This window comes from Sphingobium sp. B12D2B (genome assembly GCF_025961775.1).
GTDB lineage: Bacteria > Pseudomonadota > Alphaproteobacteria > Sphingomonadales > Sphingomonadaceae > Sphingobium.
Map to the genome: position 1 here is coordinate 1,640,735 of NZ_JAOQOH010000001.1, position 25,373 is coordinate 1,666,107.

Annotated in this window: 23 protein-coding genes; 12 read left to right on the forward strand and 11 right to left on the reverse strand. The window is 64.7% G+C overall.

Translation table 11 applies throughout. The features are described 5' to 3' along the window. Window positions 1–15: 15 nt before the first annotated feature. The gene (locus M2335_RS07800) at window positions 16–933 is read right to left on the reverse strand and encodes a ketopantoate reductase family protein (RefSeq protein ID WP_264594323.1); all 918 of its coding nucleotides are present in this window, start codon (window positions 931–933) and stop codon (window positions 16–18) included. A gap of 161 nt (window positions 934–1,094) precedes the next feature. On the opposite strand from M2335_RS07800, the gene M2335_RS07805 reads away from it, so the two are divergent. Continuing rightward, a complete protein-coding gene (locus tag M2335_RS07805) occupies window positions 1,095–1,979 on the forward strand; it encodes an SDR family oxidoreductase (RefSeq protein ID WP_264594324.1) in 885 nt (294 codons plus the stop codon). A gap of 19 nt (window positions 1,980–1,998) precedes the next feature. Here the strand turns inward: M2335_RS07805 and M2335_RS07810 are convergent, their stop codons facing one another. Then, a complete protein-coding gene (locus M2335_RS07810) occupies window positions 1,999–2,424 on the reverse strand; it encodes an SRPBCC domain-containing protein (RefSeq protein ID WP_264594325.1) in 426 nt (141 codons plus the stop codon). Window positions 2,425–2,633: 209 nt separating this feature from the next. On the opposite strand from M2335_RS07810, the gene M2335_RS07815 reads away from it, so the two are divergent. Then, complete coding sequence (locus M2335_RS07815) at window positions 2,634–4,106, forward strand: aldehyde dehydrogenase (protein WP_264594326.1); 1,473 nt, start codon at window positions 2,634–2,636, stop codon at window positions 4,104–4,106. A gap of 178 nt (window positions 4,107–4,284) precedes the next feature. Here M2335_RS07815 and M2335_RS07820 read toward each other — a convergent pair whose 3' ends face one another. After that, window positions 4,285–4,824, reverse strand: a complete 540-nt coding sequence (locus M2335_RS07820; protein WP_264594327.1) for a PEPxxWA-CTERM sorting domain-containing protein — start codon at window positions 4,822–4,824, stop codon at window positions 4,285–4,287. Between the two features lie 97 nt (window positions 4,825–4,921). Further along, window positions 4,922–6,931: a S9 family peptidase gene (locus M2335_RS07825; RefSeq protein WP_319801192.1), complete on the reverse strand. Its 2,010-nt coding sequence runs from the start codon at window positions 6,929–6,931 to the stop codon at window positions 4,922–4,924. 265 nt (window positions 6,932–7,196) lie between these two features. Between M2335_RS07825 and M2335_RS07830 the strand changes: the two genes are divergently transcribed. Then, window positions 7,197–8,189 carry a bile acid:sodium symporter family protein gene (locus M2335_RS07830; RefSeq protein WP_264594328.1) on the forward strand — a complete coding sequence of 331 codons (993 nt, stop codon included), beginning with the start codon at window positions 7,197–7,199 and terminating at the stop codon, window positions 8,187–8,189. Between the two features lie 4 nt (window positions 8,190–8,193). Here the strand turns inward: M2335_RS07830 and M2335_RS07835 are convergent, their stop codons facing one another. After that, a complete protein-coding gene (locus tag M2335_RS07835; protein WP_264594329.1) occupies window positions 8,194–9,162 on the reverse strand; it encodes a helix-turn-helix domain-containing protein in 969 nt (322 codons plus the stop codon). A 122-nt stretch (window positions 9,163–9,284) separates the two neighbouring features. Here M2335_RS07835 and M2335_RS07840 point away from each other — a divergent pair, with 122 nt between their 5' ends. Together M2335_RS07840 and M2335_RS07845 are read left to right on the forward strand one after the other, a co-directional pair. Continuing rightward, window positions 9,285–11,312 (forward strand): TonB-dependent receptor, encoded by a 2,028-nt coding sequence (locus M2335_RS07840; RefSeq protein ID WP_413716108.1) that lies wholly within the window; start codon window positions 9,285–9,287, stop codon window positions 11,310–11,312. A 92-nt stretch (window positions 11,313–11,404) separates the two neighbouring features. Continuing rightward, window positions 11,405–11,932 (forward strand): cytochrome b, encoded by a 528-nt coding sequence (locus M2335_RS07845; protein WP_264594330.1) that lies wholly within the window; start codon window positions 11,405–11,407, stop codon window positions 11,930–11,932. Window positions 11,933–12,022: 90 nt separating this feature from the next. Here the strand turns inward: M2335_RS07845 and leuA are convergent, their stop codons facing one another. Further along, complete coding sequence (leuA, locus tag M2335_RS07850) at window positions 12,023–13,717, reverse strand: 2-isopropylmalate synthase (protein WP_264594331.1); 1,695 nt, start codon at window positions 13,715–13,717, stop codon at window positions 12,023–12,025. 406 nt (window positions 13,718–14,123) lie between these two features. Here leuA and M2335_RS07855 point away from each other — a divergent pair, with 406 nt between their 5' ends. From M2335_RS07855 to trxB, 5 genes are all read left to right on the forward strand, one after another. Then, window positions 14,124–15,530 (forward strand): circularly permuted type 2 ATP-grasp protein, encoded by a 1,407-nt coding sequence (locus tag M2335_RS07855; protein ID WP_181559954.1) that lies wholly within the window; start codon window positions 14,124–14,126, stop codon window positions 15,528–15,530. A gap of 79 nt (window positions 15,531–15,609) precedes the next feature. After that, window positions 15,610–16,542: an alpha-E domain-containing protein gene (locus M2335_RS07860; RefSeq protein WP_181559953.1), complete on the forward strand. Its 933-nt coding sequence runs from the start codon at window positions 15,610–15,612 to the stop codon at window positions 16,540–16,542. 18 nt (window positions 16,543–16,560) lie between these two features. After that, the gene (locus M2335_RS07865; protein WP_264594332.1) at window positions 16,561–17,400 is read left to right on the forward strand and encodes a transglutaminase family protein; all 840 of its coding nucleotides are present in this window, start codon (window positions 16,561–16,563) and stop codon (window positions 17,398–17,400) included. A gap of 55 nt (window positions 17,401–17,455) precedes the next feature. After that, window positions 17,456–18,190: a peptidase gene (locus M2335_RS07870; protein ID WP_264573071.1), complete on the forward strand. Its 735-nt coding sequence runs from the start codon at window positions 17,456–17,458 to the stop codon at window positions 18,188–18,190. Window positions 18,191–18,353: 163 nt separating this feature from the next. Next, window positions 18,354–19,325, forward strand: a complete 972-nt coding sequence (gene trxB / locus M2335_RS07875) for a thioredoxin-disulfide reductase (RefSeq protein WP_264575604.1) — start codon at window positions 18,354–18,356, stop codon at window positions 19,323–19,325. Between the two features lie 111 nt (window positions 19,326–19,436). Here trxB and M2335_RS07880 read toward each other — a convergent pair whose 3' ends face one another. Together M2335_RS07880 and M2335_RS07885 are read right to left on the reverse strand one after the other, a co-directional pair. Further along, window positions 19,437–19,733: a hypothetical protein gene (locus M2335_RS07880; protein ID WP_264594333.1), complete on the reverse strand. Its 297-nt coding sequence runs from the start codon at window positions 19,731–19,733 to the stop codon at window positions 19,437–19,439. A 180-nt stretch (window positions 19,734–19,913) separates the two neighbouring features. Next, complete coding sequence (locus M2335_RS07885; protein WP_264572267.1) at window positions 19,914–20,219, reverse strand: phosphopantetheine-binding protein; 306 nt, start codon at window positions 20,217–20,219, stop codon at window positions 19,914–19,916. 143 nt (window positions 20,220–20,362) lie between these two features. On the opposite strand from M2335_RS07885, the gene M2335_RS07890 reads away from it, so the two are divergent. Continuing rightward, complete coding sequence (locus tag M2335_RS07890) at window positions 20,363–21,907, forward strand: AMP-binding protein (protein WP_264594334.1); 1,545 nt, start codon at window positions 20,363–20,365, stop codon at window positions 21,905–21,907. After that, window positions 21,904–23,157 carry a pyridoxal-dependent decarboxylase, exosortase A system-associated gene (locus M2335_RS07895; protein ID WP_264587377.1) on the forward strand — a complete coding sequence of 418 codons (1,254 nt, stop codon included), beginning with the start codon at window positions 21,904–21,906 and terminating at the stop codon, window positions 23,155–23,157. Before M2335_RS07890 ends, M2335_RS07895 begins: the two co-directional genes overlap by 4 nt. 6 nt (window positions 23,158–23,163) lie before the next feature. Here the strand turns inward: M2335_RS07895 and M2335_RS07900 are convergent, their stop codons facing one another. From M2335_RS07900 to fmt, 3 genes are all read right to left on the reverse strand, one after another. Further along, entirely contained in the window at window positions 23,164–23,619 is a 456-nt protein-coding gene (locus M2335_RS07900) for a hemerythrin domain-containing protein (RefSeq protein WP_264587376.1), read from the reverse strand. Between the two features lie 79 nt (window positions 23,620–23,698). Next, window positions 23,699–24,448, reverse strand: coding sequence for a tRNA pseudouridine(38-40) synthase TruA (gene truA, locus M2335_RS07905; protein ID WP_264587375.1), 750 nt, complete (start codon window positions 24,446–24,448; stop codon window positions 23,699–23,701). Then, window positions 24,445–25,353: a methionyl-tRNA formyltransferase gene (gene fmt, locus M2335_RS07910; protein WP_264588364.1), complete on the reverse strand. Its 909-nt coding sequence runs from the start codon at window positions 25,351–25,353 to the stop codon at window positions 24,445–24,447. Before fmt ends, truA begins: the two co-directional genes overlap by 4 nt. Window positions 25,354–25,373 lie beyond the last annotated feature (20 nt).

Below are 25,373 nucleotides of genomic sequence, written 5' to 3' on the forward strand. Positions count from 1 at the left end.
ATGTTATAGCTCGGATTATCGCCGGGCCATCTCCATCAACCGAACGAGATCGGCCATCGTCTGATTGCTGGGCGCGGGGACGCCGACCGCTTGGGCGCGGTCGCAGATGGCGCCGTTGATGAAGTCGATCTCGCTGGCACGGCCGGCAATCATGTCCTGCAGCATGGAAGCCTTGTGACCGCGATGTTCGGCCAGGGCATGGTCGATGCTGGCGGTGATGCGAGCATGGTCGACCGTCACCCCATGGGCCTTGGCCGTGGCCACCACCTCGTTGACGATCGCTGCAATGATGCGGCGGCCGGGTGCGTTGTCCACGCCGGCATTGGGCTGGCCGGTGACGGCGCCGAGCGGGTTGAGCGCGGCGTTGAAGGCGACCTTTTCCCAGATCGCGACATCAATGTCCGTGCTGTAGCGCGCGTCGAAACCGGCGCGGGCGAGCAGGGCGGTCGCGGCCTGCGCCGCTTGCGCGCCGGCCGGCGTCATCGCGCCCAACTCGACATGGCCGGTGCCGTGGGATTCCACACCATTGAGGCCATGGAGGTCGGCCGGAAGTGCGGCAATCCCCTTGAGGATCTGGTCCTGAGGAAAACTTTCCGCCACAATCTCCGGATTGCCAAGACCATTCTGGAGCGTGAGCACATAGGTGCCGCTGGCCGCGAGATGCGCGATCGACTGGATCGCCGAGCGGCTGTGCATCCCCTTGGTGAAGAGCAGAGCGAGGTCGATGGGCGGCTGGGCATCGGCCGCAAGCCCGGCACGCAGCGAGATGGTGCGCGTGCCATTGTCGTCGGTGAGGTGGATGCCGTCGCGGTCGATCGCTTCGATGCGGGTCTTGTCGACATCGATGAGCAGGACGTCCGCGCCGCTCTCGGCAATACGTGCCGCGAACAGGCAGCCCATCGAACCCGCGCCGATCACCAAAATGGACTGCACCTGCGTCTCCTTATTCCATCGCTGCCCGGCAGCCTTCACGCGCCGCCCTGATGGCGTCCGGTCCGGCATGGGTCAAGCCGCTTGGCGCCGATCCTCCGGCGGGTTACCCTGTTTGCAATGCGTGACGTTCAAAGGCGCACGGACCATGAGGAGAGGCGGGCATGAAGAATTTTGCGGGCAAGGTGGCCTTCGTGACGGGCGGAGCGAGTGGCATTGGCCTCGGCATGGCGCGCACGTTTCTGGCCGAGGGCATGAAGCTCGTTATCGCCGATTACAATCAGGACCATCTCGATGCCGCCCGCGAGCTCATGACGGGCAACAATGCCACGCACTTCATCAAGGTGGACGTGACCGACCGGGCCGCCCTGCGCGCAGCGGCGCAGGAGGCGCTGGACATGTTCGGCAGGATCCATCTGCTGGCCAACAATGTCGGCGTCGGCGGCGGCGGTGCGGCGGATGATCCCGACTTTGAGGATTGGGACCGGACCATCGGGATTAATCTGGGCGGGGTGGTCAACGGCTGCAAGATCATCGTGCCGATCATCAAGGCGCAGGGCGAGGGCGGTCATGTCATCAACACAGCCTCCATGGCCGGCATGGTGCCGCTGCCCGGTGCCGGCGCCTATGCCGCGAGCAAATATGCCGTGCGCGGCTATACCCAGACACTCCGGCTCGATCTGGCGCCGCATGGCATTGGCGTGTCCTGCCTCTATCCGGGCGCGGTGCAGAGCGCGCTGATGCCGGTGCCGGAAGATGACAGCAGTGCCCCGCCGGGCGAGGAGGGCGTGTTCGTCAAGCGCTTCTGGGCCGCGATGCGCGCCGCCATGGACCCTTTGGAAATGGGACGACTGGTGGTCGAGGCGATCCGCGAGAACCGCCCCCACATCCTTACGCACAGCGAATTCCTGCCGGAAATGCGCGCGATGCATCAGGATCTGGAAACCGCCTTCGTGACCGGTCTGCCGGTGCCCGACGCACGCAGCAGTTTCGAGCGCTTCCGGCACGAGACGGTCGCGCGGCTCATGGCGATGGACGTGATCGACTGACCGCCGCCCATTGGGCGGGTCAGCCCGCCTGATGCGCCTGTTTGGCGTGGCGCGCGAAATTGTCGAGGATCGCTTGCCAGCCGTCCCGCTGCAAGTCGCGGCTATGTTCGTCCTCCGGCTCGAACTGCACCTGAACATGGGTGCCATTTGCTTCGGACGCGAACGTCACGCGGGCGGTGCGCTCCCCGAACGCATATTCAATCAGGCGCTCCGGCTCGATGCGGGTGTAGGTGCCCGCAAAATCGAAGCCCACGCCGCTATCCTTGGCTTCCATGCGTGAAGAGAATGCGCCGCCTTCGCGAAGGTCGACGCTTGCTGCCGTCGTATGCCAGTCATCGGATGCGGCATTCCACTGCATGATGTCCTGCGGCGTCGTGTAGCACCGCCAGACATGATCGATGGGCGCCTCCACAAGCGCTTCGACGGTGATCATTTCGCTGGTCATGATGGCTGATCTCTCTTTGCCGGCAGGCGTTCGCCTTCCCATCGGTTCGCGATGCCTTTCCGCTCCTTCTTCGGCACGGCCGGGCGCCCTGTCAATGCAGCATGAGGCAGGGATCGATCCGGAAAGTGGCCATCGCATGCTTGCGCCTTCGCGTACCAATCGCCAATTAAGGCGCCACGAAGAGGACGTTCGATCTTAGGAGATTCGGCATGGAAAATTTCAACAAGACGATCAAAGGCATAAAGGATCGCGGCGCAGCGCAGCTGTTCATCGATGGTGAATGGCGCAAGAGCAGCGGCACCAACGAGTTGTCGGTGGTGACCCCGCATGACGAGGAAACCGTCCTAACCTATTTCGAGCCGACCACGGCGGACGTGGACATCGCTGTCGCCGCCGCGCGCAAGGCTTTCGACACCGGCCCGTGGCCGCGTATGGCGCCCGCCGAGCGCGGCGTGTACCTCAAGAAGGTCTCCGACATTCTGATGGCGCGCATGCCCGAGCTGGCCGAGGCTTGGACGGGCCAGGTCGGCGCCGTGATCGGCTTCTCCAGCAAGGCCAGCTATCAGGTGCCCGGCCTGTTCAAATTCTATGGCGAGCTGTGCGACAGCTACAAGTTCGTCGATGAGCGCATTGGCTCGATGGGCGGCAACAAGGTGCGCGTTGTGAAGGAGCCGGTTGGCGTCGTCGCGGCGGTCACCCCGTGGAACGCGCCGCTGGTGCTGCTGGTCTACAAGGTCGCAGCCGCGCTGGCCGCAGGCTGCACCATGGTCTGCAAGCCTTCGCCGGAAACGCCCATCGACGCGCACATCCTTGCTGAAGCGATCAAGGAAGCGGGCATCCCCGCCGGCGTGTTCAACATGCTGCCGGCCGGGCGCGAGGTGGGCGATCACCTCATCCGTCATCCGGGCATCGACAAGATCAGCTTCACCGGCTCGACCGCGGCGGGCAAGCACATTGCCGGCGTCGCGTCTGAGCGTCTCGCCCGCGTCAGCCTGGAACTGGGCGGCAAGTCGGCGGCGATGATCCTCGACGATGCCGATATGGACCATGTGCTCAAGAGCCTCGTGCCCTATTCCATGCCGATCACCGGGCAGGTCTGTTTCTCGCTGACCCGCGTACTGGTGCCCAAGAGTCGCAAGAGCGAGATCATCGACGCCTATACGAGCGCCGTCTCCAAGGTGAAGGTCGGCGATCCGTTCGAGGCCGATACCGGCATGGGTCCGCTCACCATGCAGCGCCAGCTTGAGCGCGTGCAGGGCTATATCGCCAAGGGCAAGGCCGAGGGCGCCAAGCTTACGCTCGGCGGCGGTCGCCCGGCCGACCTCAACCGTGGCTTCTTCATCGAGCCGACGGTGTTCACCGACGTCGACCCGAGCATGACGATCTTCCAGGAGGAGATTTTCGGCCCGGTCGTCTCGTTCGTCGATTATGACAATGAGGCGGACATGATCGCCAAGGCCAATGACACCGTCTACGGTCTGCACGGCGCAATCTACACGCAGGATGCCGAGCGCGGCTTCGCCGTCTCGCGCGAATATCGCGCCGGTTCGGTGACGATCAACGGCATGATGGTGGACATTCACATGCCCTTCGGCGGCTTCAAGCAGTCCGGCCTCGGTCGGGATGGTGGCATCGAAGGTCTCGAGAACTACACGGAGACGAAGGCGGTTTACTTCGCCTGATCTGGTCCGGCGCCCGCCCGCGATTGTTGCGGGCGGGCGTTGGCATCAGGGACTTACCAAGCAAGAAAAGCGCGTGCTCCTGCGAAGGCAGGAGCCCAGGGCGATAGTGTGCTGCGGTTGGGCCCTGGGCTCCTGCCTTCGCAGGAGCACGGGTGGTACCGGTCGGGAGGTTTGGTCCTCAGGCCCGCGCCAAGCTCAACGACATCTCCCGCCGCCGGATCATCGCACCAACCAGCGCCAGGCCTCCCATCATCATCGCCCAGCTTGCGGGTTCGGGGACGAAGGAGCCGAAGCGGATATCGGGGAAGGGTTCGGCCGGCCAGCTCTCATCCTGCCACATGCGCGCGCTGGTGATCGTCAGGTCGGCGCGGTCAAACACCTCGTAGCCGGACATGAAGAGGCCGCCGCCCTGCGTGGCGTGAAACAGCCCGTCAAAGGGATCGGCCGTCTCCGGCCCGAATGAAAAGCCGATGTCCCAGCGCGTCACATGGCCGAACAGGGCGGAATAGGTGAAATCGCCGGGCATGGTGCCGCCGCCATTGCCGCCCACCGCGAGATCGCCACTCGCGAAAAACGTCGTCTTGCCCAGATAGGTCGTGGTCTGCGCGATCTGATCGATACGGTATACATCGGCGGTGCCGCTGATCTCGAATGGGGTGATGGCATGAGCGGGGAGAGACAGGGCGGCCAGAGCGGCCGCGAGCATGGGCTTCAACATGGAACGCCTCCCTAAAGGATGCGCCAGACTGTCTCATTTTCGAACATTCGCCTAGATCGCGGCAGGCCGGGCGGCACCGGCCTGCCTTTGTTTCGAGTTATTTCAGCGCATCGCGCAGGCCCGGCAGCATGTCTGCGCCGGCCAGCACCTTGGCGCTCGACTCCTTGACCGTGGCGCCGATTGGCTCTGCCCGCCCGCCGAGGCAGGCCGAGAGGAAGCTCTCGGTGATCGCATTGAAGGCGATATTGTTCTGCGGCTTGGCGAAGCCATGACCTTCGTCCGGGTAGAGCACGTAAGTCACCGGAATGGCGTTGGCTTTCATCGCCTCGACGATCTGGTCGCTCTCCGCCTGCTTCACGCGCGGGTCGTTCGCGCCCTGGCCGATGAGCAGCGGCTTGCTGATCTGGCCCGCCTTGTGCAGCGGGGAGGCCGCCTTGAGCAGCGCCAGCCCATCGGGTGTATTGGGATTGCCCATGCGCTGGTGGAATTGCTCGATGCCGGCGGTCCAATAGGGCGGGATGGTGTTCAGCAGCGTCTCCAGATTGGAGGGGCCGACGATATCGACGCCGCACGCGAAGGCATCCGGCGTGAAGGCGAGGCCGGCGAGCGTCGCATAGCCGCCATAGCTGCCGCCCATGATGGCAACCTTGTCCCTGGCGGTGATGCCCTTGCTGACCGCCCAATCGACCGCGTCGATCAGGTCGTCATGCATCTTGAGGCCCCATTGCAGATCGCCGGCCGTGATGAAGCTTTTGCCAAAGCCTGTCGAACCGCGGAAATTGACCGACAGCACGGCATAGCCGCGATTGGCCAGCCACTGATGATAGCTGTTATAGCCAAAGCTGTCCCGCGCCCACGGCCCACCATGGACGAGCAGGACCATCGGCGCCGGCTTGTCCGGCACGCCGTCGCCATCTGCATCGCTGCCCGGCGGCAGGGTGAGGTAGGAGACCAGAGTGAGACCGTCGCGTGCGGGAATCTCCCGCGCATGCATGGGCACCAGCGGCGCGCCTTCCAGATCGGGGCGGCTGACATAGAGCTTGGTGAGCGCGCCTTTCTTGCGGTCGTACAGCCAGGCGGCGGCCGGCGCGGTGACCGGATCGTTGTAGATCGTCCAGACGCTATCGTCGCGGGTGCGGGAGGTGACCTGGAAATCGCCCTTCAGCCGCTCGCGCAGCCATGCCAGCGACTGGCCGACATCCGGGTCGATCGCCGTCCACTCTGTGGTCAGATACTCCACCGAATAAGCCTCGATCTCACCGGTCACGGGATCGGCCATGGCGCCACCGACATCGGCCTTGTCATTGGCGGCGAGCACCTTGCTCTTCCCCGTGGTGACGTCCTGCGCAATCAAAGCTGCGGTGTCGCGGCCCCGGCTATCCAGCCAGTAGAGCGTCTTGCCATCCGTGGTGAAGCCGGCGGGCTGGGTGGTCAGGGCATCTTCCAGCGTCGTGCGGGAGAGGGGCTTGTCTTCCACGACGTTGTTCGTGACCCGGAAGAAATCATAGCCACCCTCGGCATTGGGCCGCAGTGCCATGCGCAGCACGAGATTATTGTCGGCGAGGAAGCCGGCATAGCCATCGCCCCGGATGACCTCGGTCAGCGCCCCGGTCTTCAGGTTGAGGCTATAGACATCGTGCCAGCGCTCGTCGCGGTTGTTGATGCCGACGAGAATGCGGTCGCTGATCGTGGTGGAGGTGCCGACGATCATCACGCGCGTTTTCTCGAAGGGCGTGAGCAGCTTCTCGGCGCCGGTGGCGACATCGACCCCGTAGAGCAGGTAATTCTCGTCCCCGCCCTTGTCCTGCACATAGAGCAGCATGGCGGAATCGGCGGTCCAATAATGCACGCCGATGGGCCGGTCCTTCTCCGCCGTCATCGGCTTGGCCTGATCGGGATGGTCGGCCGGGGCGACCCAGATGTTCATCACGCCATCGCGCGGGGCGAGCCAGGAGAGATATTTGCCATCCGGGCTCACCCGCAGCTGAGCGCGGTCCGGGTTGCCGAACAGGCGGTCGCGCTCGATGATCGGCGCATCCTGCGCGAAGCTCGCCGTCGCGGGCACGCCGCCGGCAGCCAGCATGAAACCAAGGGCAAATGTCGTCACGCAGGTCGGCCTCTTCATAAAGCATGTCTCTCGATGGGCCGGTCGTCCGTTGGGAAGGGGGAGCCGGCTGTTTCGGAATAGCGCGAGCATATCGAATGGTTCCGCGACGGGCTAGCCGGCTGAGGCTTTATGGATGGCGGGCCAAGGCGTGCGGCAGACGTCCGAGGGTTTTGCCGACTAGAATTTGTGCGCCATGAGCCTATGGGCTTTGCCGGGATGGGCCTAAAGGTGCCTGCCAGACATTCATCCGATTGGGGGATAGCAATTGAAAAAGACCGGTCGCCTTGCCTGGCTGAAGATCGACCGCTTCACGCTGATGCTGCTGGGCACGCTGTTGCTGGCGAGCTTTTTGCCCGCGCGCGGGAGTCTGGTTCCGGCGGTGGATCTGCTCGGCAAGGTGCTGGTGATTGCGCTGTTCTTCATCCACGGCGCGCGTCTGCCGCGCGAGGCGGTGGTCGGCGCCATCGGCCAATGGAAGCTGCAACTGCTCATCCTCGCGGCGACCTTCGCATTGTTTCCGCTGATCGGTATCGCCCTCAAGCCGCTCTCCGGACCGGTCATTGAGCCGATGCTGTTTACCGGCATTCTCTTCCTGTGCTGCCTGCCCTCGACGGTGCAGTCGTCCATCGCGCTGACGTCGATTGCGCGGGGGAACGTGCCGGCGGCAGTATGCGCAGCGGCGGCTTCCAATCTGGCTGGCGTGGTCTTTACACCGCTGCTGACGGGCCTGCTGCTGGCGAGCAGCGCGGCGATCAACATGGATGCCGTCTGGGCAATCGTGGGTCTGATCCTGATCCCCTTCGCCATCGGTCAGGCGCTGCACGGCTGGATCGGCACCTGGCTGCTGCGCCACAAGATGCTCACCTCATTCGTGGACCGCAGCGCCATATTGGTGATGGTCTATGGGGCGTTCGGCAAGGCGGTGACCGGCGGCCTTTGGCAGGCGATCTCCGGCATCGACATCGCCATTCTGCTTGGCTTCTGCCTGCTCATTCTGGCCGTGGTCGTCATCGTGCTGCGACTGGCGGCGCGGCTGACCGGCCTGGCGCGTCCTGACGAGGCATCTCTGGTGTTCTGCGGATCGGTAAAATCGCTGGCGACGGGCGTGCCGATGGCGAATGTGCTTTTCCCCGCAGCCATGGCCGGCGCCGTCGTCCTGCCGGTGATGATGTTCCATATCGTCCAGTTGGTGACCGGCGCGTTCCTGGCGCGCGCCTATGAGCGCCGCGCGATTGCGGCGGCACCGGGCGAATCCTGACTGGTCAGTGAGTCAAAGGCCGGGCGAGGGCGCGCCATTGCCCGGGCGTCGTCTCGAACCGGCGCTTGAAGGCGCGGGCGAAATGGGCCGGGTCTTCGAAGCCGTTGGCAAAAGCGATCTGCGAGATCGAGGCGCCCGCCCAGCGTGCATCGCGCAGATCGTCGGCAGCGCGCTGCAGGCGGCGGTTCCAGATTTGCCCGGTGATCGAGACGCCGAGCGCATCGCGCATCAGCTGATCGAGCCGGCGGCGGCTGATATGCTGCGCCTGCGCGATCTGTTCGGCGGTCAGGCCGGGGATGGAGAGATTGAGCTCGATATAGTCGAGCGCCTTCTGCACGCGCCAGTGGACATTCTCCAGCTCCACCGCAAGGCCGGAGGTGGCGCCAAGGAGCTGGATGACGGCATTCATCGCCGCGTGCTGCTGCGCCTCTCGCAGGTCGCCCGCCACGCGCAGCAGGTGCAGCACGGTGTGAGCGAGCAGGGAGGTGCCGGCATCGCGCCCGGGAATGAGCGTCGCGACGAGATGCTCCATGTCGGGGAAGCGGCTCATGACCAGCGCGCGCGGCATCCGCAGCAGCAACAGCTGGCTGTAATCCAGACCGCACAGGCGGAACGGGTAGCGCTCGTCGATAAAGCAGATGTCGCCCGGCGCCATCTCGCACTGGCGTTGCCGCTGGGTGGCAAGAGAGCTGCCTTCAGCCTGCAGCATCATGGTGAGAAACTGGTGGGATTCCGGGCTGCCGGTGGGCGTGTATGTCACCTCGGCCGGGGCGGAGGACACGGCGAACAGCGCGCCCGGGCCAACACGGCGATGCAGGATTGCCCCGATTGTGGGATTGGCCTCGATCGCCTGTACGCATAGGCCGGGAAAAACATTCGGCGCCGCGCCAGCCCATATGTCCGCGCGCTTGGCCCGATCAAAGCCGCTCAGGTCGACAACCGAGGATAGACCCTCGAGATTGACTGCTTCCATCTCCTCAACTCCAATCCTGTATTGAGACAGGTGCCGGGCCTTGTCAAAGCAAATGGTCAGACATCCCCGCTTATTTATCGCGGCGTTGCCAAGGCCGGGCCGATCCGGCATGGCCCGGCCCCATGATGACCCATTTCCGTTTCGTCGCGCTGCTCAGCGGCACCAGTCTGCTCCTCTCCATGCCCCTTCACGCGCAGGAAACCGGCCCGGATGTGGTGGTGCTGGGGCAGGGGCTTGCGCTGCCGCCAGGCACGCCGGCTTATGGATCGGTCACGCTCGAGAAGATGCGGCTGGCGGAGGACGCCTCCGGCACGATCGAGCATGCGCTCGGCGATGTCGCCGGCTTCCAGCAGTTCCGCCGGTCGGATAGCCGCTCGGCCAATCCTTCGGCGCAGGGCGTCACGCTGCGCGCGCTGGGCGGCAATGCGACCAGCCGGGCGGTCGTGCTGCTGGATGGCGTGCCGCTGGCCGATCCCTTCTTCGGTTCCATTCCGTTCAATGCCCTGCCGCTCGACGGAATCGGCGCGGCGCGGATCACCCGGGGCGGTGGTGCGGGAAGCTTCGGGGCCGGCACGGTCGCCGGCAGCATCGAGCTGTTCAGCGCCGATCGCACGCAATTGCCGCGCTATAGCGCGCGGGCGCTCTATGGCTCGCGTAATGCGCAGCAGATCGAGGCGAGCCTTAGTCCCGATCTCGGCAATGGCTTCGTCTCCATCTCCGGCAGCTATGCCCGGGGTGATGGCTTCTGGACGACGCCTGCGGACCAGCGCGTCGCGGCCAGCGTGCCGGCGGGCTACGAGACATGGGCGGTGAGCGCGCGCGGTGTCGCCGCCGTGGGCGAGTCGAGCGAGATTCAGGCACGCATCGGCCTGTTTCGCGATGACCGGACCTTGCGCTTCGCCGGGGCAGATAGCGCGCAGGAAGGGCAGGACGCCAGCCTCCGTTATGTCGGGCGCGGCGACTGGCAGGTCGAGGCGCTGGGTTATGTGCAACTGCGCAACTTCAGCAACATCGTGGTCAGCGCAACGAGCTTTCGCCCGACGCTCAACCAGCGCAATACCCCGTCGACAGGGCTCGGCGGCAAGCTGGAAGTGCGCCCGCCGGTGGGTGAGGATCATCTGCTGCGGATCGGCGCCGATAGCCGGTTCGCGAGCGCGGACATGTATGAGGAGGCGCTCAACGCCACGACCGGCGCCGCGACCGCGCGGCGTGAAGCCAGCGGCCGGCAGGTCACGAGCGGCATTTATGTGGAGGATGACTGGTCGCTCGGGCGCCTTGTCCTGACCGGCGGTGCGCGCCTCGACTATTGGCGGATCAGTGGGGGCCTCTTCACCGAGCGAACGCCGGCCTCCGGCGCGGTCAGGACGGTGACCTATGCCGACCGTGAGGATTGGGAAGGCAGCTTCCGCGCCGGATTGATCTGGCAGGCCACACCGGGGGTCGCCTTGCGCGGCGCAGGCTATACCAGCTTCCGCCTGCCGACGATCAACGAGCTGTATCGCGGCTTCACGGTATTCCCGGTGACGACGCAGGCCAATGCCGATCTCGCCCCCGAGCGGCTGCGCGGTGTCGAGGCCGGGTTCGATCTGGCGCCGGCTCCCGGTGTGACGCTTTCCGCCACCGCCTTCTACAATCATCTGGCCGATGCCGTCGCGAACGTGACGATCGGCACCAATCTGCGCCAGCGCCGCAATGTCGATGCGATTGTGGCGAAGGGCATCGAAGTGAGCGGGACGATGACGTTCGGGGATTTCGATCTCGCGGCATCCTATGCCTATAATGACAGCCGCGTGGAAGCGAGCGGCGCGGCGGCCCAGCTCGATGGCCTGCAACCGGCACAAAGCCCGCGCCACGGCGCCAGCGCCACGCTGGGCTGGCATGCGCCCGGCAATGCCCGGCTCGCGCTCACCGTCCGCCATGTCGGCCCGCAATATGAGGACGATCTGCAGGCCGACCGGATGGCCCCCGCGACGACACTCGACGGCTATGCCCGCGTGCCACTGACCGGCCGGATGGCGCTGGTCGGCCGGGTCGAGAACCTGTTCGACGAGCGCGTGGTGACCCGACAGGTCACCTCGACCAACGGCGCCGTGAGCACAGACCTGGGCACGCCGCAGACCTTCTGGATCGGCGTCCAGATCGCGGGATAGCGCCTCCGTCGCGCTCGCATATTTGAGCGGCCTCTTGCGCAGCGGGGCCCTTGTCCGCATTCTGCCCATTGTTGGGCATGTTGGAGGACGTGATGGGGACTTACGCGGGGGTGCGCTATTCGATGGTGGCGATCTGGCTGCACTGGGTCATTGCGCTGTTGATTATCGCCAATATCGCGATCGGCATCGGGCACGATCCGCTGGGTGCGGTGATCCCCGGCGTCATGAATATCCATAAGTCGATCGGGCTGACTGTGCTGGTCCTGTCCGTGCTCGCCCTGCTCTGGCGCCTGATGAACAGCCCGCCGCCGCTGCCGACGACGATATCCAGACGCACCAAGCGCGCGGCGGCGTTGATGCATCGTTTGCTCTATGCGCTGATGATCCTCATGCCGCTCACCGGCTGGATCATGTCCTCCGCCGGTCCGCGGCCGCTCAACTGGTTCAATGTCTTCGACGTGCCCAAATTCGCGGTGGCGCGGGGCGATGCCATCGTGACCGTGGCCGGTTCGCATGAGGTGCTTGGGCTCATCTTCGGGGCACTGGTAATCGGCCATATCGGCGCGGCGCTATGGCACCAGTTCATCCGGCGGGATGGTCTGATTATCCGGATGGTGTGACGCTGCGGGCCTAACCTGTGCGGGATATGAAAAACCCGGCCGGAGGGCTGCTCCGGCCGGGTTTATCGATGCTCTGAAGGATTGGGCCGGTCAGGCAGCCTTTGCTGCAGCATTCTGGCGGCGGTGATAGGCGTTCACGACCGACAGCACGGCCTTCACCGATGCCGTCGCCACGTCTTCATCCGTGCCGACCCCGAAGAATGTGGTGCCATCATCGGTGCGGCATTCGACATAAGCGGCCGCGCGGACGTTGCCGCCGGTACCGATGGCGTGCTCATTATAGTCGACCACGTCCAGCCCGATGCCGAGTTCATCGCGCAGGGCCGAGAGGACCGACGAAATCAGGCCATTGCCCCGGCCCGAAATGCTGCGCTCCGTGCCATCATGGACGATCTTGCCGGTGAACACGCGGTTCCCGGCGGGCCCGCTCTCGACATAATCGACCAGCGCATAGGGCTGCGCGCCGGCGAGGCAGTAATGCTGCTCGAACGCCTCCCAGATATCGGCGGCATGCAGCTCACGGCTGGACTTGTCCGCCAAGTCCTGCACCACCTTGGAAAAATCGCCCTGCATCCGCTTGGGCAGCTTGAGGCCCTTGTCCTGCTGCAGCACCCAGGCGACGCCGCCCTTGCCGGACTGCGAGTTGACGCGGATCACCGCTTCATAGGAGCAGCCGATATCCGCCGGATCGATGGGCAGATAAGGCACGTCCCAGATCTCGTCATTGCGCTGTTCCTGCGCGGCGAAACCCTTCTTGATCGCGTCCTGATGGCTGCCGGAGAAGGCGGTGAAAACCAGATCGCCGGCATAAGGGTGGCGGGGATGGACGGGGAGCTGGTTGCAGTAGGTCACCGTCTGCACGACCTCTTCCATGTTGGAGAAGTCGAGGCCCGGCGAGACGCCCTGCGTGTAAAGATTGAGTGCCACGGTCACCAGATCGCAATTGCCGGTGCGCTCGCCATTGCCGAACAGACAGCCCTCGACGCGATCGGCGCCGGCCATCAGACCCAGCTCCGCCGCGGCCACGCCGGTGCCCCGGTCATTATGCGGGTGCAGCGAGATGACCACGCTGTCGCGGTTCCGGATATGGCGGCAGAACCATTCGATCTGGTCGGCATAGATATTGGGCGTCGCGGCCTCGACCGTGGCGGGCAGGTTGAGGATCAGCGGCTTCTCCGGCGTGGGCTGGAGAATGTCCATCACCGCCTCGCAGCACTCCAGGCTGAAATCCAGTTCAGCGGTGGAGAAGGTTTCGGGGCTATACTCGAAATGCCAGTCCGTGTTCGGCTGCTTGGCGGCCTCGTCGCGAATGATCTTGGCGGCATCGACAGCGATCTGCTTGATCTGCGGCCGCTCCATGTTGAACACGATCCGCCGCCACGCCGGAGAGACGGCGTTGTAGACGTGGACGATGGCCTGGCGCGCGCCCTGCAGGCTCTCGAAGGTGCGCTCGATGAGGTCGCGGCGGGCTTGCGTGAGCACCTGGATGATCACATCATCCGGGATGCGGCCCGATTTGACGAGGCCGGAAATGAAATCAAACTCGGTTGCGCCCGCCGAGGGGAAGCCGACCTCAATCTCCTTGAGGCCCACGCGGGTCAGCAACTCGAAGAAGCGGGTCTTCTTCTCGGTATCCATCGGGTCGATCAGCGCCTGATTGCCATCGCGCAGATCGGTCGAAAGCCAGCGGGGCGGCTGCGTGATCGTGCGCGAGGGCCACTGCCGGTCCGGCAGATCCACTTGCGGGAAGGGACGGTATTTCTGTGACGGGTCGCTCAGCATCATGGTTCGGACATTTCATTGTTCACAGCCAAATGCACGCAGGCGCTATCCATTTGCACTGATGAGGATCTGATTCTGTGGCTAAAAGGCCCTTAGGCGCAGCGGGCCGCCTGCGGCAACCGCTTGGGTATCGCGCCTAAGGGCGCGTAAGTCGCGTAAGGCGAAGGGCCAGCCAAAAGTCCATGCGCGCTCCCATGCACGGAAAATCACCATCCGTCCAGCATGAAGTAGAAAAACGGCGGTAATCGGCCATATTTTTCGCGGTGCGTCAATCCGCTATGACGCCTTGCCGAGATATTTTTAACCGCGCGGAACGTGATCGTCCCTCCCGCGATTTTTACTCTTGATTTTGAATTTCCCCGGCTCACTATGCTGCAATGCACAATAAGATAGAGAAACGCATACGCTGATGACATGTTCCGAGATGCTGGGTGAGGCTGGAGACGTTCGCGATTGTTACGCGGTGGTTCAGCAATGGGTGGATGAGACCGGCATCGAGGGGTTGCACCGACGATTGAGCGAGGCGGAAGCGATCTTCCGGCGCATCGGCATCACCTTTGCTGTGTACGGGGAGGGCGGCGACCCAGAGCGGCTTATTCCCTTCGATCTGCTGCCGCGCATCTTCACCGCTGCGGAATGGGCGCGCCTGGAAGCCGGCATTCGCCAGCGCGCGGCGGCGCTCAATGCCTTCCTGCTCGACGTCTATAATCGCGGCGAAATCATCCGGGCCGGGATCGTACCGGGCGACATCGTCTATCAGAACAAGGCGTACAAGCCGGAGATGGCCGGCTTCACCCCGCCGGGCAGGGTCTACAGCCATATCGTCGGCATCGACATCGTTCGCACCGGTCTCGATGATTTCATGGTGCTGGAGGATAATTGTCGCACGCCCTCGGGCGTCTCCTACATGCTGGAAAATCGCGAGATTATGACGCGGATGTTCCCGGAGCTGTTTGCCCGGCAGCGGGTTGCGCCGGTGGACGATTATCCGAGCCAGCTTCTGCGCTCGCTGCAGGAGGTTGCGCCGCCCGCCTGCAAGGGCGTGCCGCAGGTCGTGGTGCTTACCCCCGGTTCGTTCAACAGCGCTTATTATGAGCACAGCTATCTGGCCGACCTGATGGGCGTCGAGTTGGTCGAGCCGGCCGATCTCTTCGTGGAAGACGGGCTGGTCTTCATGCAGACCACGCGCGGCCCCCGCCGGGTGGATGTGATCTACCGGCGCATCGACGATGATTTCATCGATCCACTCGCTTTCCGGCCCGATAGCCTGCTGGGCGTGCCGGGGCTGTTCAATGCCTATCGCGGGGGCGGCGTAACGCTCTGCTCCGCGCCCGGTGCGGGCATCGCGGACGACAAGGCGATCTACGTCTATGTGCCCGAGATGATCCGCTTCTATCTGGGCGAGACGGCGATCCTGCAGAATGTGCCGACTTGGCAATGTTCCAAGCCGGACGATTTCGCTTATGTGATGGACCATCTCCCCGAGTTGGTTGTGAAGGAAGTTCACGGCTCGGGCGGTTATGGGATGCTGATCGGCCCCAAGGCCAGCGCGAGCGAGATCGAGGCTTATGCTGGGCGCATCCGCGCCAATCCCTCCGAGTTCATTGCGCAGCCGACGCTCGACCTTTCGGCCGCGCCCACACTCGGGCCGGTCGGGCTGGTACAGCGCCATGTCGATTTCCGGCCCTTCTGCCTTGTCGGCAAGGAGATCAGGCTGGTGCCTGGAGGCTTGACGCGGGTTGCGCTGGCGGAAGGGTCGCTGGTGGTGAATTCAAGCCAGGGCGGCGGCGTCAAAGACACGTGGGTGCTCCGGTGAGGGGGGCTGCGATGAGAGAGGCGGCCATGATGCGCGAGGCCGTTTGCGACATGCAGGTCCAACCAAAGGGAGGCCGCCCATGCTGAGCCGGACCGCCGAAAATCTGTTCTGGATGGCCCGCTACATGGAGCGCGCCGAAGCGACCGCGCGGCTGCTCACCATGGGGCAGCGGATGACCATCCTCCCCGGCGCGACGATGCGTGACGAGTGGCGCTCGGTCGTGCAGGTCACCGAGTGCGAGGATGTGTTCGGCAAGGATGCCATTATCCGCGAGAGCGACATCGTCGAACATCTCATCCTGAATGCCGATAACCCGGCCTCCATCCGCGCCTGTCTCGCGCGGGCACGGCAGAACGGCAAGTCGGTGCGCACCGCGCTTACCCAGGAGATGTGGGAAGCGCTCAACGAGGGCTGGCGCAAACTGGAAACCTATGGCGTCAACGATGCGCGCCGAGAGTTCGCCGAGATCATCGACTGGGTGAAGACCCGCGCGATGATCTTCCGGGGCGCCACCGAGAGCGGCCAGTTGCGCAACGAGGGGCACGATTTCCTGCGCGTCGGTGGCGCGCTGGAGCGGGCGCAGATGACGTTGCGGTTGCTGGACGTCAAATATTACGTCCTGCTGCCGGAGACCGAAGTGGTCGGCGGCCACCGCGACCATTATCAGTGGACTTCGGTGCTGCACGCGCTGTCGGGCAGCCGCGCCTATCATCATGTCTATGGCGGCTCCTACACGCCGGCGCAGATCACGGACTTCTTAATGCTCAATCGGCAGTTTCCGCGCAGCACGCTCTATTGCTTCGACCAAATCGCCTATCGGCTGCAGCGGCTGGCCAGCTGGCATGGCCAGCGCACGCCGGCCAATTTGCGCAGCGAGGAGATGGTGGAGACGCTCGCGCAGGCCAATAGCGGAGATATTTTCCGCCGGGGCTTGCACGAAACCGTCCAGAGCAAGATTGTCCAGTGCAACATGCTTGGGCACGAAATCGCACAAGCCTATCATTTCGGCTGAGCGGGAGGCGACCGGGCCATGCGGATCACGATCCGTCACGAGACTGTCTATCGGTATGAGGAGGAGGCTGGCGGCGTGGTCATGCGCCTGCGCCTGTTGCCCGCGACCAGCAACGCGCAAACCGTCGAGCAATGGACGGTGACAGCGAACGGCCAGCCCATCGAACGCTGGATCATCAACGGTTACGGCGATGCGGAGGCCGTGTGGCGTGCGCCCGGACGGGTCGACAGCGTCACGATCCTTTCAGAAGGGACGGTACGGACAGTCGATTGCGCCGGTGTGCTCAAGCCCGCGGACGGCGCGGTACGGCCCCAGCTGTTCCTGCGCGCAACGCTGCTGACCGAGATCGACGCGGCGATTGCCGATCTGGCCCAGCGTGCGCGACGGGAGGAGGGCGTGCTCGCTAGCCTGCACGCCCTCTCCGATCTGGTGCACGAGGAGATCGAATATCGATCCGGCAGCACCAGCATGGAAACCACGGCCGCGCAGGCCTTTGCTCAGAAATCGGGGGTGTGCCAGGATCAGGCGCATGTCTTCATTGCGGCAGCGCGCAGCCTGTTGATTCCGGCCCGCTATGTTGTGGGCTATCTGCGAGATGATGAGCGCCCGGATAGCGATCATGAACCCCATGCCTGGGCGGAAGCCTGGGTAGAGGGGCTGGGCTGGATCGGGTTCGATATTACCCTGGGCCTCTGCCCGGTGGAGGGGCATGTGCGCCTGTGCTGTGGCCTTGATGCCGCAGATGCCGCGCCGATTCGGGGCGTGATGATCGCAGGGGGCGAAACCGCATTGTCGCACGACGTGCAGATTGCCAGTCTGCCATCTGAGGATACCGCACAATCCCAGACGCAACAGTGAGTCGGGCGGGCGGCTCAATGCGGGCATGAAAAAGGGGCATAAAATGACGTATTGCGTGGCATTGCGGGTCGAGGCCGGCCTGGTGATGCTCTCTGACACGCGGACCAATGCCGGGCTCGATAACATCGGCATGTTCCGCAAGACCTTCACTTATGAGCGCCCCGGCGAGCGGGCGATTGCGCTGCTGTGTTCTGGAAGCCTCTCAGTCACGCAGGAAGTGCGCACCAAGCTCTCCCGCGCCATGAAGGACGCGGTCGACAATCCCGAGGTCGAGACCCTGCTGAACTGCGCCACCATGCACCGCGCCGCGCATCTGGTCGGCGAGGCGATGAAGGCCGTTCAGAAGGAAATGCGCGAGGGGATGAGCGGCACCAGCCCATCGCTGAGCGCCAGCATCCTGCTGTGCGGGCAGCGCAAGGGCGGCAAGCCTCGCCTGTACCTGGTTTACTCGCAGGGCAATTTCATCGAAGCGACGGCGGACACGCCCTTCTTCCAGATCGGCGAACACAAATATGGCAAGCCGATCCTTGACCGGATGATCAAGCCGACCACGTCGCTCTCGGATGCCGCCAAGGCGGTGTGCGTCTCCATGGATTCGACGCTGCGCTCCAACCTGTCGGTCGGGATGCCGCTCGATTTGAGCATCATCCCCCGCGATCAATATGAGTTTAGCGTCCGTCGCCGAATCGAAGCAGACGACCCGGAATTCTCGACCATTTCCCGGCAATGGGGCGAGGTGCTGAAGTCCGGCTTCGATTCGCTGCCCTCGATGATCGGCGCGGGATCATAGTGCCTAATCTTAGCCCCTCATCTTCAGAGGAGGGGCGATTTGAAGGGCAACCTCGTCCGCCGAGCATTGAGTTCCGCGCCACAAACCCTAAATGCGAATGACGTTCGCCAGGCAGCGCTGGCGACGATTTGACCTATCCGTCCGCGAAGGAAGACATCGACCCATGACCGCCACGCACAGCTCGCGCATGATCATTCTCGGTTCCGGGCCGGCCGGTCTTTCGGCCGCCATCTACGCCGCGCGCGCCGGCATGGCGCCGATCGTGGTGCAGGGGATGCAGCCGGGCGGCCAGTTGACCATCACCACCGATGTCGAGAATTATCCCGGTTTCCGCGAGGTCATTCAGGGCCCGTGGCTGATGGAAGAGATGCAGGCGCAGGCCGAGCATGTCGGTACGCAGATGATGTACGACCAGATCGTCGACGTCGACCTCAGCAAGCGCCCGTTCAAGCTGACTGGCGACGGCGGCACCGAATATTATGGCGACACGTTGGTCATCGCGACCGGCGCGCAGGCCAAGTGGCTGGGGCTGGAGAGCGAGCATCTGCTGCAGGGCAAGGGCGTCTCGGCCTGCGCCACGTGCGATGGCTTTTTCTATCGCGGCAAGAAGGTGGTGGTGATCGGCGGCGGCAACACCGCAGTCGAAGAGGCGCTGTACCTCACCAATCACAGCCATGACGTGACGCTGATCCACCGCCGCGACAGTCTGCGCGCGGAGAAGATCCTGCAGGATCGCCTGTTTGCCCATCCCAACATCAAGGTGGTTTGGAACAAGGCCGTCGAGCGTTTTGTCGGCGGTGGGGATCCGGAAGGTCTGGTCGGCGTCGATCTGGTCGATACCGAGACGGGCGAGAAGAGCCATATCGAGACGGATGGCGCATTCGTCGCCATCGGTCACAAGCCGGCAACCGAGCTGTTCGAGGGCAAGCTGCCGCTCGATGAAGGCTATCTGGTTGTTGAGAAGGGTACGAGCCGCACCAGCATTCCCGGCGTTTTCGCGGCGGGCGACGTGACGGACAAAATCTATCGTCAGGCCGTGACGGCTGCGGGCATGGGCTGCATGGCGGCGCTGGATGCCGAGCGGTTCCTCGCGGAAGCCGACTTTGAATCGCAGCGCGAGCATGTGCCGGCCTGATCGCGGCATCACGGTGAACTAGAATGTGAAAAGCCGGGCGACCGCGAAGGTCTGCCCGGCTTTCCTTTGTCTTGAGCCTGAGCGCGAGCCCAGACGGGTCACGTGTCGCGATTAGCGCGAGGCAACCTTGGTCAGCGGCGTCTCGTTCAGCAGGACCGCATCCTTCACGCGGAAGGATACCGGCATGCCGTTGGCGCTGCCGACCACGCGGCCCTTGGCGACGGTGAGACGGAAGGTCGAGCCGGGCGTTGCGCGGCCCTCGATCACCCGGCGGCTGTCGCCGAGTTCGGTGACGGTGTAGGTGTAGCTGACGCCTTCATGCGTGAAGGTCTTCTCAGCCTCTTTCGCGTGGCCGGGTGTGACGACGGCAAACGAAAGCAGTGCGGCGGCAAAAAAAGCATTTTTCACGAACAGTCTCCTTTGTCAGTTGCAAAAGAGCCTTGCTCGGCATCCCATGTTCTTCCGTGGTCATAGTGCTGCGCTGCACCATGGCTCACAAACGCAAAAAGCGGCGGAGCGATTGCATTTGATGCAAACCGATGACTCGGTGCAGCGCTACGTGCGAAAAGCGGATACGGAGTACGCCTGTCAGGCGGCGCGGCTGTCCAGTTTGCGGCTCAGCATGGCGGCCAGACTGCCGAATGTCTCGAAGCTGTCCATATCCACATCATCATCATCGATGACGATATCGAGCCGATCCTCAAGATCGGTCAGCAAGGTGGCGACAGCCATGGAATCCAGTTCCGGCAGCGACCCGAACAGACCCGTGTCGGCGTCGAACAGATCGACACGCTGCGGGGAGAGCCCGAGCACATCCACGAGCGATGCGCGCAACGCATCGCTGGCCGCGCTGTTGGAGGCGCCATTGCCCTCTCGATCCTGGCTGGTCTGCATCATCGGGCCCCTAACGGGTCGATATCATTTTGGAAAGCATGGCGATGCGGGGCCGGGCCGATCTTGTCCGACTGTTGCGGCCGATCCACGTTCTCAATGCGCGCGCCTATTCATGCCTTGAAAGAACATGATATGGGCGGGGGATGCTACCGCCCCTCGACCATCTGACGCAGCAGGGCGATCCGACCGCCATTGCTCTGGCGGGCAAGTTCGGCGCGATCGATTATGCGACGATGGAGCATTTGGTGGGGCGGCTCGCGCACCATCTTGCCGCGCGTCTCGAGGGGGCAGGCGCGTCCGGCGGCAGTCGGGTGGCGGCGTGGCTGCCCAAGGGCCTTCTCGCGGCGCTGCTGCCTCTGGCGGTGGTGCGGGCCGGGCATATCTATGTGCCGATCAATCCGCTGCTCAAGCGGGCGCAGGTTGCCCATATCGTGCGGGATAGTGGCGCGGCGATACTGATCTCACAGCCCGCGCGGCTGGGGACGCTGGAGCCAGGCGATCTGGCTGAGGCTGTGGCGCGCGTGGAAGAGGCCGCGCTGCTCGGTGTGATTGAAGATGCGGACGCCGCGACGTTGCCGCCCGGCACGGGACGCCCTGACGATCTCGCCGAGATTCTCTACACATCGGGATCGACCGGGCGACCCAAGGGCGTGATGCTCAGCCACGCCAATCTGATGATTGGCGCGCGGTCAGTGGCCCGCTACCTCGGTCTCGACGCGACGGACCGTACCCTCGCGCTCCTGCCGCTCAGCTTTGACTATGGGCAAAACCAGCTGCTCTCGACATGGTGGGCCGGCGGATGCGCGGTGCCGCTCGATTATCTGCTGCCGCGGGAGGTCGCGAAAGTCGCAGCGCGGCACGCCATCACGACGCTGGCCGGCGTCCCGCCGCTCTGGGTGCAATTGACCGAGATCGACTGGCCACCAGAGGCGCGCGCTGCCTTGCGCCGCCTCACCAACAGCGGCGGGACGCTCACCCGTCCGCTGATCGCCCGCTTGCGCGAGACATTCCCCGGTGTGGACGTGTTCGCCATGTATGGGCTGACCGAGGCGTTTCGCTCCACCTATCTCCCTCCCGACCTGCTGGATCGCCACCCGGACAGTATCGGCCAGGCGATACCGGACGCGGAAGTGCTCGTCGTGCGGGCTGATGGCACTTTGACGGACGATGATGAGCCAGGCGAACTGGTTCATAGCGGCCCGCTGGTGGCGCAAGGCTATTGGCAGGATGCAGCACGGACGTCGGAGCGATTCAGGCCGGCGCCGGCAGCGTCTACCTATGGTGGCATGGCGGTGTGGTCCGGCGACACCGTGGTGCGCGATGGCGAGGGCTTGCTGCGCTTCGTCGGCCGGGACGACGCGATGATCAAGAGCGCCGGCAATCGCATCAGCCCCAGCGAGGTGGAGGAGGCGGCGGTGGCCGTCGCTGGCGTGGGCGAAGCCTGTGCGCTTGGTCGCGCGGATGAGCGCCTCGGCCAAGTCATCGTGCTGTTCGTGCGGGCGGAAGCGGCATTATGCGAGACCGATCGCGGCTCGCTCGGCGAGCGTCTATCCGCGCAGTTGCGGCAGACGCTGCCCAATTTCATGCAACCGGCGGAGATCAGGATTTTGGCGCAGATGCCGCGTAACCCCAATGGCAAGATCGATCGCGTGGCGCTCGCCGCGCTGGCCGGGGAGGGCGGCGCATGACGCCCCTCAAGCCCAAGCCGATGGGGCCGATCCCGCCCGGTTATGAGAGCGAGGGCGGCATGCTGCTGGTCGGCGGACAGGGCGTGGCCGCGCTGATCGATCAGATCGGGGAAACGCCGGCCTTTCTCTATGACGCCGGCAAGCTCCGCCAGCGCGTAGCGGCCCTGCGGGCGGCCATGCCGGCTGGGGTCGATCTCCATTATGCGATGAAGGCCAATCCCTTCGCGCCGCTTCTCGCACTCATGGGGGAGCTGGTGGACGGGTTCGACATTGCCTCCGCCGGAGAACTGGAAATGGCGCGGGCAGCCGGGGTGGACGGCAGCCGGATCAGCTTTGCCGGACCGGGCAAGACCGACCGGGAACTGGACGACGCCCTTGCGGCGGGCGTTACGATCAACCTGGAGTCGGAAGGCGAGGCCGAGCGCGCACTCGCGCTGGCTGCACGCGCCAATGTCCGGCCCCGGCTCGCGGTGCGCGTCAATCCCGATTTCGAGCTGAAAGGCTCGGGCATGCGGATGGGCGGCGGCGCGCGGCCCTTCGGCCTGGATGCCGATCGTGCGGCCGCAATGACCCGCCACCTGATCGCCGCAGGAGCGGAATGGCGCGGCTGGCATGTCTTTGCCGGCTCGCAGTCGCTGGATGCGCAGGCCATCGTTGCGGCCCAGTCGGCCACCATGGAGCTTGTCGCGCGCCTTTCCGATGAGGTGGGGGCAAGCCCGCCGCTGGTCAATCTCGGCGGTGGCTTCGGGGTGCCCTATTTCCCCGGTGACGTGCCACTCGACCTCTCCATCATCGGCGACGGGCTGAATCGTCTGCTGGCCGACCGCCCCGCGATGCTGCGCGAGAGCCGGTTCGCGCTTGAACTGGGGCGCTTTCTGGTGGCGGAAGCCGGCATTTACCTCAGCCGCGTGATCGACGTGAAGCAAAGCCGAGGAGAGACTTTCGCCGTGGTGGATGGCGGCCTACACCATCAGCTCGCGGCCAGCGGCAATTTCGGCACCGTGGTCCGCCGCAATTACCCGATTGCCCTGGCCAACCGCTTCGATGAGTCGCCAGTGAGTGAGCCAGTCCATGTGGTCGGTTGCCTTTGCACGCCGCTGGATCGGCTCGGCGATGCCGTGGTGCTCCCGCCTGTCGCGGTCGGCGATTTCGTCGCGCTGTTCATGGCCGGCGCCTATGGCGCGAGCGCCAGTCCGGCGGCCTTCCTGGGCCATGCCCCGGCCCGCGAGTTGCTGGTCGAAGAGGATTGATGCCCGTCAGGCGGCTGATGCCTGATCGGGCGCAATCCCGATCCCACTCAGGCCCTGCGACTCCAGATAGGCCGGATAAAGCATCTGCTCTTCCCTCTGGATGCGGTCGACCAAAGCCTCCAGCGCGGGCCGGAGGGCGGCGCGAAACGCCTCGGGTTCCTGGAAAATCCGACAGTCCGGCCAGGCCTTCATCAGATCGGCCCATAGATCCCCCAGATGGCCGGTCTCCGCATGATATTGCGAGGCGAGCGTGGCGATCCTGCCGTTGCCGCTGGCGCGCAGGGCTGGATAGACGTGCTTATCCTCCTTGGCCAGATGGCGGATCAAGATGCGGTTCAACTTGCTGCGCACCGCGATCAGTTCGCCCACCTCCGCGCCGGATCGCTGCGCCGCCGGGCTCGTGACTTGCTGGCACAGATCGAGCAGCGCCATATGTTCAGCCTGAAGATACCCCAATTCCATGTCTTAGCCTGCCTCGCGACACCGCTCGCATGTCCATCTGAGCATCCAATCTGCGCCCGGGAGCTTTAACAATGTGTTGTCAGGCGGTTAGGGGATAGTCCGCCGAGATGAAATAAAGGCCGTCCGGCGGGGCGTTGTGCCCCAGCGCGGCGCGATTGCGCGCGTCCAGCGCCGCCTTGAGGTCGTCGGGTGACCATGTGCCCGTGCCGACCAAGGCAAGGCAGCCCACCATCGAGCGGACCTGATGATGAAGGAAGCTGCGGGCCTTGGCGTGAACGGTGATGCGCTCGCCGATGCGCACGACATCAAGGCGGGCGAGGGTGCGGTGGGGGCTGTCCGCCTGACATTGCGCGGAGCGGAAGGTAGTAAAATCATGTCGGCCGACCAGTGCCTGCGCGGCCTCGTGCATCCGCTCGGCGTCCAGCACCTGCGGCACACGCCAGACAAGGCCGCTCTCGAAGGTGAGCGGCGCGCGGCGGTTAAGGATGCGATACTCATAGGCGCGCGCGACGCAGGAGAAGCGGGCGTGCCAATCCTCCGGCACGATTTCGCAGGTCAGAATGGCGATCGGCTCGGGCCGCAGATGGGCATTGAGCGCTTCCATCAGGCGAAAAGGCGTGATCGCCTTGTCCAGATCGACATGCGCTCGCATGCCGAGGGCATGAACACCCGCGTCGGTGCGCCCGGCGCAATGGACGATCGGCGCGCCGCCGGCGATGCGGCCCAACGCCTCCTCGATGCATTGCTGCACGCTCGGGCCATGGGCCTGGCGCTGCCAGCCCATATAGGGTCGCCCGTCATATTCGACCGTGAAAGCGAAGCGGGTCATTCCAAGAGGGTGCCAGCCGGAATGGCAGTGCCACGCAACAGATCGGCGGTGGCCATGGCGCCCTTGCCGGCGCGCTGGATGAGGGTGGGGCGCAGCGAGCCTTGTTCGCCGCATCCGATCAGCAGGCCCGCGTCGAGCACGGTTCCTGCGGGGCCGGGCCGAGCATCGACTGAGGCAGCCAGAACCTTGTAGCGCTCGCCCTTGTGCGCGAACCATGCGCCCGGGGCGGGGTTGAAGGCGCGAACCTGCCGTTCGGCCGCGACCGGCCCGGCGGTGAAATCGAGGTGGCTCTCCGCCTTGTCGATCTTGGCCGCATAGGTCACCCCATCCTCGGGTTGGACGATCGGCGGATAGGCTCCGATCTGATCGAGCACCTGGACCATCAACGCGGCCCCGACATGCGCCAGTTCATCGGTCAGCGCGCCAGCGGTCTTCTCGTCCACGGGCGTGCTGACCTTTGCCAGCATCGGCCCGGTATCGAGACCCTTGGCCATCGCCATGATGGTGACGCCGGTGCGCTCGTCGCCTGCGAGGATGGCACGCTGGATCGGTGCCGCGCCGCGCCAGCGCGGGAGCAAAGAGGCGTGGACGTTGAGGCTGCCGAGCCGTGGGGCGTGGAGGACCGGGATCGGCAGGATCAGCCCGTAGGCGGCGACCACGGCGACGTCCGCCTCGAAAGCGTCGAAGACCTCCTGTTCCGCCGGGTCATTCAGGGAGAGGGGCGTTCGCACCGGCAGGCCCAGCGCCTCCGCTCTGGCTTGCACCGGGCTCGGGCGAGGCGCCTTGCCGCGACCTGCCGGCCGGGGTGGCTGCGTATACACCGCCACGACGGAATGGCCGGCCGCGGTCAGCGCATCGAGCGTCGGCACCGCGAAATCCGGCGTTCCCATGAAGACGATCCGCAAAGGCTCTTTCATGTGGCCCT

Bases quoted from the DNA above. Each gene is read 5' to 3' on its own strand.
- M2335_RS07805 (WP_264594324.1), top strand. From the start codon at position 1,095: ATGAAGAATTTTGCGGGCAAGGTGGCCTTCGTGACGGGCGGAGCGAGT.
- M2335_RS07810 (WP_264594325.1), bottom strand. From the start codon at position 2,424: ATGACCAGCGAAATGATCACCGTCGAAGCGCTTGTGGAGGCGCCCATC.
- M2335_RS07815 (WP_264594326.1), top strand. From the start codon at position 2,634: ATGGAAAATTTCAACAAGACGATCAAAGGCATAAAGGATCGCGGCGCA.
- M2335_RS07820 (WP_264594327.1), bottom strand. From the start codon at position 4,824: ATGTTGAAGCCCATGCTCGCGGCCGCTCTGGCCGCCCTGTCTCTCCCC.
- M2335_RS07835 (WP_264594329.1), bottom strand. From the start codon at position 9,162: ATGGAAGCAGTCAATCTCGAGGGTCTATCCTCGGTTGTCGACCTGAGC.
- M2335_RS07840 (WP_413716108.1), top strand. From the start codon at position 9,285: ATGATGACCCATTTCCGTTTCGTCGCGCTGCTCAGCGGCACCAGTCTG.
- M2335_RS07845 (WP_264594330.1), top strand. From the start codon at position 11,405: ATGGGGACTTACGCGGGGGTGCGCTATTCGATGGTGGCGATCTGGCTG.
- leuA (WP_264594331.1), bottom strand. From the start codon at position 13,717: ATGATGCTGAGCGACCCGTCACAGAAATACCGTCCCTTCCCGCAAGTG.
- M2335_RS07855 (WP_181559954.1), top strand. From the start codon at position 14,124: ATGACATGTTCCGAGATGCTGGGTGAGGCTGGAGACGTTCGCGATTGT.
- M2335_RS07860 (WP_181559953.1), top strand. From the start codon at position 15,610: ATGCTGAGCCGGACCGCCGAAAATCTGTTCTGGATGGCCCGCTACATG.
- M2335_RS07865 (WP_264594332.1), top strand. From the start codon at position 16,561: ATGCGGATCACGATCCGTCACGAGACTGTCTATCGGTATGAGGAGGAG.
- trxB (WP_264575604.1), top strand. From the start codon at position 18,354: ATGACCGCCACGCACAGCTCGCGCATGATCATTCTCGGTTCCGGGCCG.
- M2335_RS07885 (WP_264572267.1), bottom strand. From the start codon at position 20,219: ATGCAGACCAGCCAGGATCGAGAGGGCAATGGCGCCTCCAACAGCGCG.
- M2335_RS07890 (WP_264594334.1), top strand. From the start codon at position 20,363: ATGCTACCGCCCCTCGACCATCTGACGCAGCAGGGCGATCCGACCGCC.
- M2335_RS07895 (WP_264587377.1), top strand. From the start codon at position 21,904: ATGACGCCCCTCAAGCCCAAGCCGATGGGGCCGATCCCGCCCGGTTAT.
- M2335_RS07900 (WP_264587376.1), bottom strand. From the start codon at position 23,619: ATGGAATTGGGGTATCTTCAGGCTGAACATATGGCGCTGCTCGATCTG.
- truA (WP_264587375.1), bottom strand. From the start codon at position 24,448: ATGACCCGCTTCGCTTTCACGGTCGAATATGACGGGCGACCCTATATG.